Annotated in this window: 18 protein-coding genes; 1 reads left to right on the forward strand and 17 read right to left on the reverse strand. The window is 56.5% G+C overall.

Annotation, left to right across the window (positions count from 1 at the left end; genetic code table 11):
• Positions 1-42: 42 nt before the first annotated feature.
• From SLH47_RS23735 to SLH47_RS23750, 4 genes are read right to left on the reverse strand one after another with little or no spacing between them, the layout of a single operon-like run.
• On the reverse strand, positions 43-1,164 hold the full coding sequence (locus SLH47_RS23735) for a TrbG/VirB9 family P-type conjugative transfer protein (protein ID WP_320243293.1): 1,122 nt from the start codon (positions 1,162-1,164) through the stop codon (positions 43-45).
• Between the two features lie 31 nt (positions 1,165-1,195).
• Entirely contained in the window at positions 1,196-1,573 is a 378-nt protein-coding gene (locus tag SLH47_RS23740; protein ID WP_320243296.1) for a TrbC/VirB2 family protein, read from the reverse strand.
• Positions 1,570-2,160: an ATPase, T2SS/T4P/T4SS family gene (locus SLH47_RS23745; RefSeq protein WP_320243298.1), complete on the reverse strand. Its 591-nt coding sequence runs from the start codon at positions 2,158-2,160 to the stop codon at positions 1,570-1,572. Before SLH47_RS23745 ends, SLH47_RS23740 begins: the two co-directional genes overlap by 4 nt.
• Positions 2,157-3,017 (reverse strand): ATPase, T2SS/T4P/T4SS family, encoded by an 861-nt coding sequence (locus tag SLH47_RS23750; protein ID WP_320243299.1) that lies wholly within the window; start codon positions 3,015-3,017, stop codon positions 2,157-2,159. The genes SLH47_RS23745 and SLH47_RS23750 overlap by 4 nt, the downstream gene beginning before the upstream one ends.
• A gap of 111 nt (positions 3,018-3,128) precedes the next feature.
• On the opposite strand from SLH47_RS23750, the gene SLH47_RS23755 reads away from it, so the two are divergent.
• Positions 3,129-3,476 carry a VirB3 family type IV secretion system protein gene (locus SLH47_RS23755; protein WP_320243301.1) on the forward strand — a complete coding sequence of 116 codons (348 nt, stop codon included), beginning with the start codon at positions 3,129-3,131 and terminating at the stop codon, positions 3,474-3,476.
• 1 nt (position 3,477) lies between these two features.
• Here the strand turns inward: SLH47_RS23755 and SLH47_RS23760 are convergent, their stop codons facing one another.
• The 13 genes from SLH47_RS23760 to SLH47_RS23820 form a co-directional block, all read right to left on the reverse strand.
• Entirely contained in the window at positions 3,478-3,876 is a 399-nt protein-coding gene (locus SLH47_RS23760; RefSeq protein ID WP_320243303.1) for a hypothetical protein, read from the reverse strand.
• Between the two features lie 3 nt (positions 3,877-3,879).
• A complete protein-coding gene (locus SLH47_RS23765) occupies positions 3,880-4,362 on the reverse strand; it encodes a hypothetical protein (RefSeq protein ID WP_320243305.1) in 483 nt (160 codons plus the stop codon).
• Positions 4,362-4,802: a hypothetical protein gene (locus SLH47_RS23770; RefSeq protein WP_320243306.1), complete on the reverse strand. Its 441-nt coding sequence runs from the start codon at positions 4,800-4,802 to the stop codon at positions 4,362-4,364. The genes SLH47_RS23765 and SLH47_RS23770 overlap by 1 nt, the downstream gene beginning before the upstream one ends.
• Before the next feature lie 20 nt (positions 4,803-4,822).
• Entirely contained in the window at positions 4,823-5,128 is a 306-nt protein-coding gene (locus SLH47_RS23775; RefSeq protein ID WP_320243308.1) for a hypothetical protein, read from the reverse strand.
• Positions 5,122-6,216, reverse strand: a complete 1,095-nt coding sequence (locus tag SLH47_RS23780; protein ID WP_320243309.1) for a hypothetical protein — start codon at positions 6,214-6,216, stop codon at positions 5,122-5,124. The genes SLH47_RS23775 and SLH47_RS23780 overlap by 7 nt, the downstream gene beginning before the upstream one ends.
• A complete protein-coding gene (locus tag SLH47_RS23785; protein ID WP_320243311.1) occupies positions 6,210-7,415 on the reverse strand; it encodes a hypothetical protein in 1,206 nt (401 codons plus the stop codon). Before SLH47_RS23785 ends, SLH47_RS23780 begins: the two co-directional genes overlap by 7 nt.
• 56 nt (positions 7,416-7,471) lie before the next feature.
• A complete protein-coding gene (locus tag SLH47_RS23790; RefSeq protein ID WP_320243313.1) occupies positions 7,472-8,047 on the reverse strand; it encodes a hypothetical protein in 576 nt (191 codons plus the stop codon).
• Between the two features lie 51 nt (positions 8,048-8,098).
• Positions 8,099-9,145 carry a type II secretion system F family protein gene (locus tag SLH47_RS23795; protein ID WP_320243314.1) on the reverse strand — a complete coding sequence of 349 codons (1,047 nt, stop codon included), beginning with the start codon at positions 9,143-9,145 and terminating at the stop codon, positions 8,099-8,101.
• 73 nt (positions 9,146-9,218) lie between these two features.
• Complete coding sequence (locus SLH47_RS23800; protein WP_320243316.1) at positions 9,219-10,871, reverse strand: ATPase, T2SS/T4P/T4SS family; 1,653 nt, start codon at positions 10,869-10,871, stop codon at positions 9,219-9,221.
• 5 nt (positions 10,872-10,876) lie between these two features.
• Positions 10,877-11,836 (reverse strand): hypothetical protein, encoded by a 960-nt coding sequence (locus tag SLH47_RS23805; RefSeq protein ID WP_320243318.1) that lies wholly within the window; start codon positions 11,834-11,836, stop codon positions 10,877-10,879.
• The gene (locus SLH47_RS23810) at positions 11,833-12,417 is read right to left on the reverse strand and encodes a hypothetical protein (RefSeq protein WP_320243320.1); all 585 of its coding nucleotides are present in this window, start codon (positions 12,415-12,417) and stop codon (positions 11,833-11,835) included. Before SLH47_RS23810 ends, SLH47_RS23805 begins: the two co-directional genes overlap by 4 nt.
• Positions 12,414-13,136 (reverse strand): hypothetical protein, encoded by a 723-nt coding sequence (locus SLH47_RS23815; protein ID WP_320243322.1) that lies wholly within the window; start codon positions 13,134-13,136, stop codon positions 12,414-12,416. The genes SLH47_RS23810 and SLH47_RS23815 overlap by 4 nt, the downstream gene beginning before the upstream one ends.
• A complete protein-coding gene (locus SLH47_RS23820) occupies positions 13,136-15,238 on the reverse strand; it encodes a hypothetical protein (RefSeq protein WP_320243324.1) in 2,103 nt (700 codons plus the stop codon). The genes SLH47_RS23815 and SLH47_RS23820 overlap by 1 nt, the downstream gene beginning before the upstream one ends.
• Between the last annotated feature and the right edge of the window lie 3 nt (positions 15,239-15,241).

The following is a 15,241-nucleotide window of genomic DNA, read 5'->3' on the forward strand; positions in this document are numbered from 1 at the left end:
GTTGAGCATGTCTGACATCTGCATGAACAAACCCTTCCTGATCTATCGCTTCGAAATGCGAATTCTGGTGCGACCAACTTGCAGTGAGAAATTGCTTAAGGACCGATCCGCAATGAGTTGACGCCTATCGCGGCTGACACGCACATTGACCACCCCGTTGCTCTGACCTGTTCCTGCAAGCAAGACCGGCGTTTCGCCGCGATAATTGTCGGGCAAGTCAATGTATGTTCTCTGGCCATCCGTGTAGACGCGCAGTGGCCGGAAAGCTCCGTTACCAGAAATGTTGTAGTTGAAATCCAGGTCTTCAGCCGGAACTGCGCCTTGCGTGGTCTCGACACCGCGCTGCCTGACAGCTGCAGCGCGCGCTACCTGTGCCGCGTGACGTTCAGCTGCCCGTGCTGCCGCGGCACTTGCCTTCTGCGCTTCTGCAGCCGCTGCCTGCGCGGCCAGATGCTCTCGCATTTCACGCTCACGCGTGTCCGGGTAGCTATATGCCAGGATATGGGTATGGGACGTGCGCGAGGGCACCAACATGATCGGGTAAATCCGACGATCTGTATAAACCGTCAATGTCGTTGTCTGCGCGTCTGCCGCCGGTTTGATGGCGAGGTACTGCGTATCGGTGCCGTCGGGTGACGTCCGCAAGCGGGGCGTCATAATCCAGCGGACCGGATCGCCCAGGATGGGCGTATCACTGAACTTCTCACCCGCTTCGAACTCAACATTACAGACAAATTCGGTTTGACAGACGAGGCGTGCAATTGAACCATCATAGGTCTGCACAAGCCGTCCCACGCTGCCCATGCCAACAGATGTGGTGCGATCCATCCAGTTGTCTGCCGCCTGAGAGGTAAGTTCTTCCTGGGTCAGCTGCGGGGGCGCAGCCGCCTCGGCTTGCATTGGTTGCGTCACAATAACAGGTGCGACAGGTGCTGTGTCCGCTGTCTCGGCTTCAGGGGACCCCCGATCAGGCTCTTCAGCTCCACCTTGTTCTGATTGCGTTTCATTTGTGCCGCCAACATCCGGAACCGTCGACGCATTGCCGCTTTGGATCTCTGCAGCCATCTCCTGCGTAAGCAAGTCTATGTCAGGCGTTTCCTGGGCGAGCGTGTGACCACACCAAACGGCAAAAACGGCAGAGATCAGAAATGAATTACGCATCATAATATGGCCCCTTTCAGCATGGTTCATGAGGCTAGTGAGAAGACAGCGCAGTTGAGCTGGACAGGTAGCGATTGTTGGGGTCGTACATCATGCCCGAGACGTCAGAACCTGTGAGGAACTGCACAACATTGACGGAGAAAATCACAAACCCGACCCCCAACAGAACCATCGGAACACGACGACCGAAGCCGCCAAAGTCAGAACCGAAGATGATCATTCCACCCATCACCACGATGGCAATGATGGCGACTCCCATTGCAAAACCGCCCGTCAAGAACCCGACAAACTGACCAATGGGGTTGGTTGTTCCTCCAAATATTTCGTTTGCCTCTGTCATTTTGGCCAGGGCTTGATACGGAAGCAGGCACATCGCTCCTGCGACAAGAGTTGTGTTGATCGTCGTTTTCATGTGTAGATTTCCTCCAGGACAAACGTTTCATTCACGCATTTCACGCGTGCTAATTCCGTAACTCTTGGGCCATTGCTCCCGCGTGCCAGATGCACGATCAGATCAAGTGCATTGGCAATCAGCGCATCAACGCCGCGCGGGGCTTCTTGCACACAAAGCCTTTGGACACGGGCCAAAGCGTCGACAACGCTGTTGGCTGCGATTGCCGTCATGCCGCCAGGGTGACTCCTGTTCCACGCCGAAAGCAGCACGGTCATGATCTCGCCTGTGCGGGCCTCCGCGACGATGATCCGTTTTACGCCCATATGCAGAGCCGCAACCAAAAGCACTTCCATCGGTTTGTTTCCCGATGCGGTTCTTTGGATCATGTTGGATGACGTGACATCGAGGGCCGCTGCATCTTCCAGGATGATGCTGCGCTCGTCGGGTTCAACCTCAGCCAAATACATCAGGCAGGCATCAATAAAACCGATCCTGTCCGCATCTTCATGCGCGGAAACAAGGATGTTCTTTTTCGTCCGGATTGCCTCTTTGATGACATCCAGGAATTCAGCATCAGGGCTCAGTTGTTGGAGGGTCGGCTTCATTTCTGCACGTCCTCAACAACAAACCCGTCTTCGTGACGCATCACACGCGCCAGTTCAGTGACTTGTGGGGCATCTTGCCCCCGCGACAGGTGCACAACCAGATCCAGCGAGCTGGCGATCAAGGCATCAACGCCGCCTTGAATCTCCTCTGCACACAGCATCTGAACCCGCGGAAGTACGTCCATTGCACTGTTGGCGTGAATTGTGGTGATGCCGCCCGGATGACCTGTGTTCCATGCTTTTAGCAGCAATGTCATGACTTTCCCCGTGCGCACCTCACCAACGATGATGCGCTTGGGAGCCAGCCGGAGCGTGGATACCAACAGGCGATCCATACTGATCATTTCTGAACTGACGAGCCGAAGTGTGTTTGGCATTGGAACCTGGAGCTCCGCCGTGTCCTCAAGAACCACACAACGCTGATCAGCGGCGACTTCCGCCAGGTGAGCCAGGCAGGCATTCGCAAAGCTGGTCTTGCCTGCACCGGTTCCACCGGAAATCAGCAGGTTACTCTTGTCCTTGATGGCTTGCCTGATCACAGACAGAAAGCCCACATCAGGCACAAACTCACTCAAATCCGAGACCTGGTCCCGGTGCCTGCGGATTGAGAATGACGCGTTGGCGACGTTGGGAGGGAGTATCGCTTCCAATCGGTGATGCATCGTGGCGATGCGCGTGGAAACAATCGTCTGGTCAGCGGTATAGGCTGCGTTTCCCTTATTGGCGCAGTATCGAATGAAGCGCTCCGCTTCCTGTGGACGCATCTCCCCTGCCCTTTGCGGCGCAGACCCGAAGCGCTCAACGAACAACGCACCATCGTCGTTGAGAGAAATCTCGACCACTTGATCATCGATCAAATGGGCCCAGACAGACCCTGCCAGATCAGCGAGACGGGGATCAGCGGAATGCTTCAAATCACGGCTCATTTGAAGTAACCTCGCGCACATCGCGTAGAGGAACTTTCCAACATGCCCCGTATCGACCAGGCCATGTCACAACCGCTTCTTGTAGCCGGATGTGAACCTATACCCTTCGCCAGTTGCGTTATGGGGTTTCTCGGCATCACAGCGCTCTTCAGCTTTTCTCCAAACGTGACGATCCCTTTGCTGCCCTTGTTCATCGGCGCCATACTCTGTTTGCGCAAAATTGCGGAGTTCGATCCAAAATTCTTTCGGGTTGCATGGACAAATACGATGCCCGGTATCCGCTCTTCGATCCGCGGGACACTTGGTGTTGGCCAAAGCCTTTGGGACATGCCGACGGCAAAACGATCCATACCCATGATCAAAGACAAGAGCGGGCGACGCGGGTTGTAAGTCATACCTCGTCCTCCTGGTCTTGCGCGGCCAGGACCTGCGCCGCCCAGGCCGGCGGCTTCTGCAACTCCGCAATGAACACACCCACCAGGCTCGCAAACTCCGTCTTGCCTGTGCGCAGGTTGAGCTCACGGGCCAGGGATTTGGTAAAATCATCCATGGATACGCCGTCGTGCTGCAGAAAGATCGACAGGCAGATGCAAACGTCTGACGCCAGGGTTTCGAGGTCGGACCCGGTGCGATAACCGCTGTCATAGAAAACCTCGCGAGGTGTCAGCCCATCCTCACAAAAACCGATACTGATATAGATCGTCTGCTCTGCCGCTGAGGGATTAAGGGGTGATTGCCATACGACACGGCGGCTTTCAGAACGTCGGCGGTTTGGGAGTCTTTTGCGCAATTCCTACCCTCCCAAGCCAAACATCACGAAAGTCATCGCAGATGCTGTCATGGCCGCCGGAACGCCAGCCGGATATCCACATCTCCAGAACGGCTTGTTTCGGATGGCCATGTAGGTAAGGCAGGTCGCGAAGGAGAACCCGGCAAAGAGCGTCACCGTCAACACGAGATACTCTAAACCACCGACCGCAAACATCGCTCCAAACAGGTAAATATCGCCCTGACCAATCAGGCCGCGGCGCGACAGATAAATCATCAGACCACCTGCGACGCCAATCAGGCCGGCCAACAGGCGGTCTGCAATGACGACCACCCAGGCAGCGTTCAAAAACAGAATTGTATCAGGTGTTGGGGTCGCGTTGAGAGCGCTCGCCAGCAGGTAGCTCGCCGTTGCGTCAAAAACCCACCACGGATTAATCTCAAAGCGGCGCATGTCCTCTATTGCCACTGCCAACCAGGCAACAAGAGATCCCATCACCAGTACCATCACCGCAGCTCCGCGAATGCTGGCAATTCCAGGATGGTAACGTCAGAGACCCCATAAACGCCGGTCTCCGCCAGCTCATAATTGCGAGACAGCTTCAGGCGTTCACCCACCACTGCCGTCGCGGTCACGACAAAACTACTACTCTTGACGACTTCGACCTCAAAACCGCCCCGCGCGCCTCGATCATCGATCTTGAACCCGGCTTGCTGCAGATATGCGATGGCGTAGGTCTCGCAGCCAGTCTTGCGGCGGGGCGCGATGATCACCGTCTCCGTCAACGAGACATGTGTGTAAATCTGCTGTGCGAGATCGTACCCGATCGCACATTCTTGCACGGGTGTCATGCGTGGCGGCGATGCCATGCTGAAAGGCTCAAAGTTTGATGTGCAGCCAGTGATCGCCAAAACCATGATCAATGCCATACCCTTCGATTTACGCATTGCCGCGCCAGCCAACGTCGTCAATCTGTTCCCCATATGCCGAATGTGACCGGGAACAGCGCACAGAGATGCGCCATGTCAGGCGCACAAAGGCCACTTGGCACCAGGCGCGTTTCCATGAGCGCGCCATCTGATTGCTGCAGCGCCTCTTGATAGGTTTGAATGGCGCGTAACTGCTTCATGTTGGCGATCAGCTCAGCGCGTGCAATTTGCAGGTCACGAAGCGCCTGGTCGTTCCCATCCCGCCGGTCGGCGTCCTCCTCCGCAATGCTCGATGTGCCGACCACGATCATTGCCGCACAAATTGCCAACGACCATTTCAACATCCCGTACATCCCCCGGTGACAATGGTCTGAAATACACCCTGATCTGCCGTCATGTCGCCGCTGAGCCCGAGACTGCCAGTGACAATGCTTTCGGCATTCAGCTCTGTTGCAACGGTTATGGCATTTGCGGAAACCGTCCCGTCTACTTCCGCAGAGGCCGCCGCAATAGCGCCGCTCGCCGAAACCGATCCTGCCGTCAATTCGCCGCTTACGGCCACATCCTCAACCTGCGCTGCCCCGGCAATCGTGGCATCGACAGCTGTCAGCGTTCCGGACACAGACACAGCATTGGTGACGTTGATATTGACGCTCTCCAACGCATCCGAAACAACAACATCTTCCGCGATAAGCGTCTCTAATGTGAGCTGCGACGCTGACAGATTTCCGGTGTTGACGATATCATTGCCACCCATGTCCAATGGCGCTGACATCTGGTTCAGAACAACACCGCCAACCGTCAGGGCATCCCGGTGCAAATAAGGCCGTACATCAGCACCAAAGTTCAGATACCGCACGGCGATCAAATCATTGACAGCAGGCCAACCCAGAGCAGCCTGAAGTGTGGTGACATCCCAGTTCAGGCCCACGCCCTGCAAGATCGTTGGCCGCCACTCTGCCACGTAGCCAATGAGACCAGTGTCTGCCACCGAGGATGGCACATTGACCAGCTCAGCAGTCCCGTGCGCACGCGCCAGAACGATGACTTCCCAGGCCGTCGGCGCATAGAGCCAGAGATCCACGGCGCGACGCGTGGGTGATGCGCTTGAAAAACCATCCATAACCAACCCAGTGGCTTCCAGATCTGCAACACTCACCTGCAGGATGTTTCCAACGCCGATTGTCGTGATCAAATCCTGCAGATCGCGCCTGACATAGCGCTCGCCTAAATCGGCTAAATCCGCGACCCTTTGGATCTCGACCAGATTGTGCTTCTTGTGCCCTTCCACTTCGAAGAACCGTATTGCTTCACTGACGATAATGACGCCGACAAATATCGTCAGAACCGCCTCAAACATGGACAGACCACGGCGCGCGCGATGCGCGCGGCGGTGTTTGTTGAAACGACGTGGGACAAGGGGTCTCAGCATCCAACACACCCATTGATTGCTGTGAGGGTATTGGTTGTCAGGCCGCTGCCCAGGACATCACCGCTGATGAACATATCACTGTCGATCGTGATGCGGTCAGCCTGCAGCCTGTCGCCAACACTGACTGTTCCCGCCCGCAACTGACCCGGCAGGGTGAGCGCAACACCCTTCAATGTGCCCGCGTTCACCGTTTCACCTTCTGAAAGGCCGATCCCTTCATCACTGTCTGCAATTGTGACATTCTGGGCATTGACTTGGTTCACAACGACCATTGCGTCGGCGATGAGCGCATCGCTGATCACCAGGCTGCCCGCATTCACCTCTGCTGCCACCAAATCGACGCCTGTGAGGGATTGTGTGGCCAGATCACCTTTGGAAACCATTGACTGCACATCGGCCGTCTGAACAGCCACCTTGAAAGACGCAAGGGCCTCCAGGCTGCCGACATTGATGATGTCCCCGGTCGTGGCGGTCCCTGCACCCATGCGCAGTTCCGCTCGCATGGATTGCCCGCTTTGCCCCACCCACGGTTCACGCAAGACCCAATCACTTTCCACAGTAACGAAAGGATAGGTCAAGACAGGTACTTCAGTGACAAGCGGATCACGCCCCATCACGGCAAGGAAGACCTGTTCAGTCCCGACGATTTCTTCCCCTTCACCAGCACTGATAGCCCAGTCGACGAGGGCCGCGCGAAAGCTTTCGCGCGTCAACACATCCACGCTGGATGCGACCTCAAAAACCAGCATACCGGTCGCGATAGGCGCCTGGGTCACGGAAACCACATAGGCCCGTACTGTTATTCCGTTGACCAATGGAACAGGCGCATCCCCGACCCAATGCGCAGGTTGCATCCCGTGAACCCGAAGGGCCGCTGGAATCGGGTCCATCTCCTGACCTGATACAACTGGCAGGGTGTTATAACCCGCTATAGTGTAGGCTCCGGCTTCAGATAAACCGCAAAACATCAGATCAATGGCGCAGTTGCGCACAAGCCCTTCCCAACGTTGGGCCATGACCGATGCGACTTCAGCGAGATGGCGGCCGGCTTCGCGTTTTTGCGCACGCCCCAAGTCTTCGATCACGTAGTTGATCATGACCACCCCGACCAACAACCCCAATGTCACGGCAAACAGCGACACGCCGCGCCGCCGACGTCGGTGGGGTTCTGCGTGAGACAGGTTGCGGATCAGAGTCATGGAAACTCCCTGAATGGATTGATGCTGGCGCCTTACGTGTCCCACAGCAGAGCCACCTAGAATTTAATGCCGACATTATAGAGCCCGTCGCTCGCACCAGAGCACGCCGTCGAGATGCCCGCATTGCTGTATGGAAGCGTCACTGTGCTAGTATTTACAGTCACACCATGTACGGTCCGACCAGGGTCGATCATTGCCTCCAGCAACTTCTCACAAGGGCTTTCCTTGAGATTGTTCACAGTGATGATGAAGTTATGCGGAGGGTCCCCATCGACGCTCATGTCGGTTCCGAATGGCGAGCGCATGTGGTAAGTACCGCCAGTCTCGTAGATCTCGCGATCTGAGAATTCACCACGACTCTTGATGATCCCAAGAAGGCTGCCGCTGTCATAAGTCGGAAACGCGCGAAAGCTGCTTTCAACACTCGACGCAGTGCGCATCATCAGTGTTTGCAGCTGAACGTTGCGCATACCCGTCATGACGCTGTTGTAAATTGCGATCGTGCCTGCAATCACCATCACGAAAATGGTGAGATAAAGAATTGCGCTGAACAGATCGGTGCCACGACGCGAACGACGGCCTCGGCGAGGGCGTGCTTTATGTATTTCTGCAGTCGTTTCTTCCATAAACATCCTGTTTTTCCTCTATAAGACGGCTGAGGTGCCGTTGGTCCTTAACGGCTCCTACAGGCCACTTTGCACCGATGAGATGACGCTGAAGATGGCGGTCACAACGCTGATGATCACAGCGGCAATAAGCGTGATCAGCACCATGTTGATGATCGCGGCTTTGGCCTTCACACGCTTTTCTGCCGCCAGCATCCAGCGATCCGTGTAGACGCCAAAGTTCTCAAGAGCATTCGGCTGCCCGGCCAGAACACCCATGACCGCGTTGAGCTCGGGATCAGGGAATGACCCACCTCCCTGAAACGCCTCCTCCAGAGACTGACCACTGTTGAGCGCTTCGGCCATGCGCGCCACGTTTGTACTCGTGTACCGGCTACCGTGTTCGGTCATATCAGACAGTGTCGGACCACTGATCGTGCCCCCTGAGCGCGCAACTTCAACGATCGTAAATGCAAAGGACGCACCCGTTGAAAGACGGTAAAAGCTCCAGGGTGGATAGCGATCCAGAAACTCGCGAAACCGACGGATCGAAAGGCTGTTCGCGCTCGCCAGGAGTGGCAAAGACAGGGCGATCAGCACGCAGAGCAGCACAAATCCAATTGCGCCTATCCACCCGCTGGAAATGACCCACTCTGATACACTGGCCATAAAGCGTGTGAGCGCTGGCCATTGATTGCGTGGCGTCAGGGCTTCGAATGCCGGAAACAGCCGCAAACCCATTGCTACAACGAGACCAATTACAGCCAGCATCAACGCCACAGGTTTGGCCAGGGCTTCAACCACAGCGTTGCGGATGAGTTTTTCGTTGCGCAAAACCCGCGCGGCACCACGATAGACAACGGAGCCAGTCACCTTGCCGACATTTGCAAACAACAGGGCCTCTGACCCTTTTGCCACAAGCTTGACGGTCTCAGCGAATGCACCACGCGCAAAAGACCGTTCGAGATCTTCAAGCACCATCGCGGCAGCGCGTTTCCCGCGAAGGCGGAACATGTGGGCGGCAGCTCCGATCGCACGATTGTCGTCCAGCCCGCTCTCCATCAGATCCGCAATAACGTCCCAGGCATCGGCGCGATCCTTTGCATGAAACATCGATCGTGCCATTGCGATGTTCCATGGCGGCAGGACGGCCGACATTGCGTGCCTGAGTTTGTGAGATTGCGCAGCGGCAGCCAAATCAAGCCCCTCGCCCTGTTGCAGCGGCGACTGACTTGGGCCCGAGAGCCACGTCCCCCGCACCACGGTCACGGCCATCGTCCGGATCGACCAGACCCATCAGCACATCGCGGCGGATTTTTTCCCCTATCGTGACGCCACCAAGGCCACCTTGCTCCTTCGGCTTTCGCCAGTGTTGCATCGCACCCAACCCGTCGTTGCGTCCGATACAGGAGAGATAGGTTTCATCAGGCTCAACCAACTCGCCCACCGCAATGAGGCGCTCGTAGCCCGCCCATGCAACTTTCCCCACACCGGTGTAGTCCTTCACGCATGCAGGGCAGCCCTCAGGGTTGCGAAACCGCAAGGAGGCAAGTTGGTCGGCATCAAGAATGCGCAAATACTTCGGCAAGACTTGAGAGCCGTCAAAAGGTACGGAGCATTCTTTACAGAGATGCTTCACGAGCTTTTGCTGAACCATCACCTTGATCAAGCCAGGACGTGCAAGCTCGGCCGCCGGGATGCCCCACCCAATCAGGCGGAACGGTATTTCATTGACGCTGTTCGTGTGGATCGTCGTGTAGCACGTGTGCCCGGAACTGACGAACTGGAGAACCTGCCTTGCACCGTAACCATCGCGCATCTCCGAGATAATCCCGACATCGGGATTAACACGGCTGAAATGCATCAGCGCCCGGCGGTACACTTCTTCACGGTTCTCACCATCACCCGCCGAAGATACCGGGATCTGCATGATCGCCGGGTCATCAAGGCGCATCTCGACCGGATCTTCGATCGTGACGACGCTCGTGCGACCTTGCTTTTCTTCGATCAGGCGCTGAACCGAGCGGATCAGGGTTGTCGACTTGCCATCCCCGGTCGATCCCCCAACAATCATCGCCCCATCACTGGAGTGACGCATACTCTCAAATGCCTCAAGGATCTCGGCGTCAAATCCCAGGCTTTCAATTGACGAGGTGTTCTTGTCACCTTCACTGTAGAAAAAACGCACCACATGATGGTCGCCAATATCAGCCGCGGTCTCATGAAATCCGCGCTGGCCGCGCAGCTTTACAACCCCGGCCGGCAGGCGCAACGTTTCTGTTGAGGTAATGGAAAAGGACTGGAAGCTGCGTTGTTCACGGACCGTCTGACCCGAACCCTCTTCACGGGCGTTGAACAGGCATTCCAACGCAACCCGTCCTTCGTCTCGCGTCCATTGGTCTTTGAAATCATGCCAGGCACCACCAACCTTCATGCGAAGATCCGTATGGAAGTCGCGTAAGACGATTGCCAAATCACTGGCGCGTGCGTTGGCACAATCCACCAGCAGGCTTTCAACACGCATGCGAACATCGACGGTACTGGCGAGTGCGGGGCCGTCTGCTTTCTCTCCGGCCCGAGGCGCCCGTGCGTTATAGGCTTCCGCCACCTCCGAAAGCGTAACGATGCGGGTGTCTGTGATGGCCGGGATGCGTCCGGACGCCACCAGCTTCTTGCGCTCTGTCCGCATTTCAGCGTTATGCTGGTATCCGCTCGCCACCAAACACAGCCCATCCACCTGGATCGCACACAAACGCCGAAACTCAGGTGAGCCGACATCGAATGTTCCATTCTCAAGCAGTTTGGCCAATGCGCTTTTGGCTTGTTTTGGCGTGCGGGATTTGAACAGCATGTGGGCTACTCACCCCCGCGTGGGGTAACCACGGTAGCATCGACCTCATGCGCAGCACCGGTCTGCAAATTGCGGTAGGTGACACTGGGATTAATGAAATGCCCTGACGGCATTTGAGACACCAGCGTAAGTCTCACAGAACCGGCGCAATCACTGAGAACAACAAATGGCTCGCCGGATTCGTCACTCCAGGGTACGCTGACTTCGGATACTTCCACCGCACGCGCGAGAAAATCTCCCACGCCAACGCTCACGCTTTCTGCGTAATAGTCTCCGTTCGGATTATGACTGCTGATCAGGCCCAGGATGCCGCGGGGTTCACCTCCGGCAGAATTTGAAGACCCGATCAGGACATATGCAGACGCCGGACGGGGGTCCGCGCACGTTGGAGCGGAAACACTTTCCGCTAACGGCTTTTCTGCTTCCGCCAGCTCTTCGGTATCTGCGGCCTCCCGGCGGTCATCATTCTCACCAGAAAGCTCGCGCAAACCGTCCGCACCAGTGAGATTGGTTGAACTGGCTGCCGCTCCAGGAGGCACGGTCGGAGCCGCGCTTTCCACCTGTTCACGTGCAGCGCTGAGTTCCGCATAGCTTTGAACCAGGGCTGCTTCAGCGTCCATGACTTCGCGAAACAGATCCGCGTGTTCGCGACACAGATGCATAACTTCGATGGCGGTCACATAGCGGACTGCCGCCTGATAGCCACTTGTGGCTTCGTCATAGGCAGATTGCAGGAGATGAATAGGGCACTGAACGGTCCCCGTCGGCGCAACAATCTCTGCCATCGGTGTGTCGCCTGACACCTCATCAGACGATGAGAACACACGTTGGGTTTCCGCTTGTGTGACGATAGCCTGTTCGGATTCTTGCCCGAATGCGGGCAAAGCCGCACTGAGTGCGGAGAAAACAAGACACCCGGCAAGGGTATTCCTGTGCTTCATGGGCCGGAGCACTTGACGTCTCATTCTCCCGTCCACCCCACAGCCGGTTTCAAATCAGCGATGAGAACATGACGTTCATCGTTCGTCTCCAGATTGGTGACGAAGATCCCGTCTGCGCGGTCGTCCGGATACCAGGTGAAATACACACCCTCCGGTGTGGACATGGTGAATTCCGCCTCAAACCGGGCGCCAGCCGGGATAAAATCCCCAACAGGGACGGTCAGTTCCTGCCCGACAATCTGCTGAAGAAAAGGCCGTGTGCCGGGAAACTCTGGATCGTTGGAGAAAGACCACTGGATTTGGCTTGCTTGACTGTCAACAGGTATTTCAAAGACCCATTTACCGTCTTCAATGACGTTAAATACGTCGTCGGCTTTCGAATAAGCCATCAACGTATCGAATTCTCCATTCTCGTTGAGGATCCATGCAAGACCCGGGTTGGCGTCAAGGACGTAGTAAAACCCGAGTTTGCTGTGAAAAATCTCGTTCGGGTAAGCCTGGCGCGCAATGGCTTCAATGGGGACTGTTTCGGCAGACAGGCCCAACGGCACGAGGTGACCCAGCACAACACAGGCGGCGAGCGCCGTGGGCCTGATACATGTCATTGCGCTGTCCCCTGCACCTGATCAAGGGGGATCGCCGTGAACGCGGTCACGAGATCCGGGCGGTGAATCCGCTTGCCCGGGTCCTGCTCCACCAGTTCAAAATAGTTCCAGGATGTCTGGGCCTCGTTCACGAAGCTTCCCAGGCTTTCGGCGGACGGAAACTCCGGGCAGGCCGTGTACACGCCGGCCGGAATACCAGCTTGCAGGTGACCTTTGCGCACGTCGCGCCAGTAACCGGGGTACGCAGCAATTTCGGCAAGCTGCCCCGTTTCGGCCTTGTACTGCAGGTTACCAAAACCGACATTTCCATTGGGTACGGTTACCTGCAAAAGTGGAAAGTGCATCAGGTATTTAGAGCTTTCGCGCATCACCGATGCCCACTCGTGGGGAGCATAAGCGCCCTCTAGCGGACGGCCGGTGATATAGTCCACCATACAGCCTTCCTCGATGCCGTTGGCCCCATAATACAGCACGGTAATTGCACCATAGGCCTTGCCACGCCCGCCACTCTCTTCATAAGCGACGAAGGTATGACCTGTGAGCAATTCCACGAGATCGGGTTGTGTGACATTCTGGAGAACAAAATCCCCCGATTTAAACTGTCCTTGAATGTCCCAATGATCGTAAAAGGCTCGTTCAGCCAACAGATCGTCGATGGTAAGTTGCGTACAGCCAGCGAGTGCCAAAACGGCTGCACCAATCGATTTCCGCATACCCATTAGGCATCCTCCAGGACATTTGGCGGAACAACAGGTATCCAGCGGCTCTGGAGCCGTTCGACCATCGCCTTGTATGTCGCAAATGTCTGTTCGGCGTCCCCAATCTCGATCAACTGGACGCAGAGATCGATTTGGCTTTCAATCCAATCCCACTCGGGGTCATCCGCTGGGATTGCGGCGACAATGGCGGGGGCTATCGCGTAGTATTCAGCAATGAATGGATGCAGCTTCGGATCGTTGGCCATGACGTTGTCACGGAAGTTGCGCAGGGCGGTCAAAGTTGGACCGTCATCAGCTTCACCGCGGCGCTCGACAATCGCCGTCGTTAAGAAACAGTCACCACCGCCGCCGCCACCTCCGTCACTGTTGTTCCTTTCATTCCGCTCGCGCGACGACCCGTTACAGCTACCAGAGCAATTACTCACTCTATCTATATCACGGTTGGAGATGCCGTTCTCCCGCGCGTATTCACGCGCATCGCGCCCGCTCCGGAAATCGCCCCGGCCATCACCGTCCACGTCGTAGTACTCTCTCCCATTGTCACGGTCGTTGTTTCTCGAGGCACACCGGTTGACCGTCGTGACCCATGCCGAACGGTTGACCATGACCGCAGGTGCGCCCCCGCTCATGTAGGACACCGTTGTGGTCTGAACGTTACGGGCCTGATCAAGGCAACTATTCGCTCTTCTGGTCTCACGGACTGTTGCAACATCGGTCCGCTGACAGGCATTACGTGTGGTTTCCCAATCGCCATATGTACGAATGTCATAGGAGACATTGCTGTTTGGCAGCTCGTAATGGGTGTCTGTGATCAGGCGACGACGGTCGTAAGTTCCCTGCGGGAACGATGGAAAAGCGGAACAGGAAAGACCGTTCTGGTTCTCCCATTGGGTCGTGGCATTCTCCTCCAAACGGGGGAGTTGACCCTCGCACATCAAAAGATGCGGCTCCCATGTGGCGGCATCACCAACGGGTGCCCATTGCTTGGCTTCTCCCTCAAGGTAATAGCCGCGCAGGGGCGGCACCTCTCGCATTTCAGCGCGGTAGGTATTGGTGAGGGTTCTTTCGACGCCTGCCACGATGCGTTGGCAATCCTGGCGAATAGTCCCAACGCGCTCTTGTGGCGCACGGCAGCCACCATCGTAAATGAGATCAGAGGCCCAGTCCTGGGGGATTGGTGTGCCATCCGCCATCTCAGGCGCATAATCTCCGCCCCGCCGAACAGTGTATTGCCCGCGGACAAAGGAAGCGCGACCAATCACAAGACCGCGGTCGACGGCATCCGGGTAATCCGTACAAAGAAGCGTACCTTCTTCACTGACGCGCTCGAGCGAGTGGGTGAACTGCAACTGACGTGGTGTCACGTATTCAAACACCGCAAGACTCCGTCGCGACGGCGGCTGATCACCGCTCCAGATCGTGTTGTCGAGCAAACACTCCGGAATGTCGGCTGCAGAACCTTGATCATGAGTATCACTGCCAATCGGCACGAACATGGGGCTGATCTTCGTGTCCAGAATGCCAAGCATCGCGCGACTGGTGTCGCGCTCGACAGTCAGACCCTGCAGCAACTTATGTCCGACACCTGCCTGTGCAACCAATTCCCGAATATCGCCATAGGAGACAGGCAAGTCGGGCAGGATCGTCATGAGAACATACTCATAACCCGGCTCCGGCAGCTTGGTGATCGGGTTAACGGTCCCTACGCCGCAAAGACGATAGCGGATGTTGTAATGGCGCTTACCATGGAGACGGGCGTCAAATGGGCGCGCGCCATCAGGGTGGGTGTAAGTCTCGATCCGACCCGTTTTGTCTTTGAGGACATGTTCAATGTCGAGATAACGAAGACCACCATCTTCTTCATCAGCGTAATCGGGGCGCAGATCACTGACCTGGACGAGGCGGCGCATCATTGTGTGGGCGCCATTCAAGGCCACCATGGCCTGATAGGCCGTCATTAACCGCGCGTTCTGCACCTCCTGACGGGCGTTCTGGACAGTGTCGTCCAGAAGAGCGCTTTGGGCAGTTAAAGGCGTCGGGTTACACAGCATCAGTGCGAGGGCAGAAACGGTGCCAAGTATTTTCGAGTGCACGGATTTCATGGT

Origin of the sequence: Cognatiyoonia sp. IB215182 (assembly GCF_033963905.1) — a bacterium.
Classification (GTDB): Bacteria; Pseudomonadota; Alphaproteobacteria; order Rhodobacterales; family Rhodobacteraceae; genus Yoonia.

Coding starts and splice junctions, on each gene's coding strand:
- SLH47_RS23740 (WP_320243296.1), bottom strand. CDS start 1,573: ATGAAAACGACGATCAACACAACTCTTGTCGCAGGAGCGATGTGCCTG.
- SLH47_RS23770 (WP_320243306.1), bottom strand. CDS start 4,802: ATGCGTAAATCGAAGGGTATGGCATTGATCATGGTTTTGGCGATCACT.
- SLH47_RS23780 (WP_320243309.1), bottom strand. CDS start 6,216: ATGCTGAGACCCCTTGTCCCACGTCGTTTCAACAAACACCGCCGCGCG.
- SLH47_RS23785 (WP_320243311.1), bottom strand. CDS start 7,415: ATGACTCTGATCCGCAACCTGTCTCACGCAGAACCCCACCGACGTCGG.
- SLH47_RS23790 (WP_320243313.1), bottom strand. CDS start 8,047: ATGTTTATGGAAGAAACGACTGCAGAAATACATAAAGCACGCCCTCGC.
- SLH47_RS23735 (WP_320243293.1), bottom strand. CDS start 1,164: ATGATGCGTAATTCATTTCTGATCTCTGCCGTTTTTGCCGTTTGGTGT.
- SLH47_RS23795 (WP_320243314.1), bottom strand. CDS start 9,145: ATGGCACGATCGATGTTTCATGCAAAGGATCGCGCCGATGCCTGGGAC.
- SLH47_RS23765 (WP_320243305.1), bottom strand. CDS start 4,362: ATGGTACTGGTGATGGGATCTCTTGTTGCCTGGTTGGCAGTGGCAATA.
- SLH47_RS23800 (WP_320243316.1), bottom strand. CDS start 10,871: ATGCTGTTCAAATCCCGCACGCCAAAACAAGCCAAAAGCGCATTGGCC.
- SLH47_RS23810 (WP_320243320.1), bottom strand. CDS start 12,417: ATGACATGTATCAGGCCCACGGCGCTCGCCGCCTGTGTTGTGCTGGGT.
- SLH47_RS23805 (WP_320243318.1), bottom strand. CDS start 11,836: ATGAGACGTCAAGTGCTCCGGCCCATGAAGCACAGGAATACCCTTGCC.
- SLH47_RS23745 (WP_320243298.1), bottom strand. CDS start 2,160: ATGAAGCCGACCCTCCAACAACTGAGCCCTGATGCTGAATTCCTGGAT.
- SLH47_RS23755 (WP_320243301.1), top strand. CDS start 3,129: ATGCCCCGTATCGACCAGGCCATGTCACAACCGCTTCTTGTAGCCGGA.
- SLH47_RS23815 (WP_320243322.1), bottom strand. CDS start 13,136: ATGGGTATGCGGAAATCGATTGGTGCAGCCGTTTTGGCACTCGCTGGC.
- SLH47_RS23775 (WP_320243308.1), bottom strand. CDS start 5,128: ATGTTGAAATGGTCGTTGGCAATTTGTGCGGCAATGATCGTGGTCGGC.
- SLH47_RS23820 (WP_320243324.1), bottom strand. CDS start 15,238: ATGAAATCCGTGCACTCGAAAATACTTGGCACCGTTTCTGCCCTCGCA.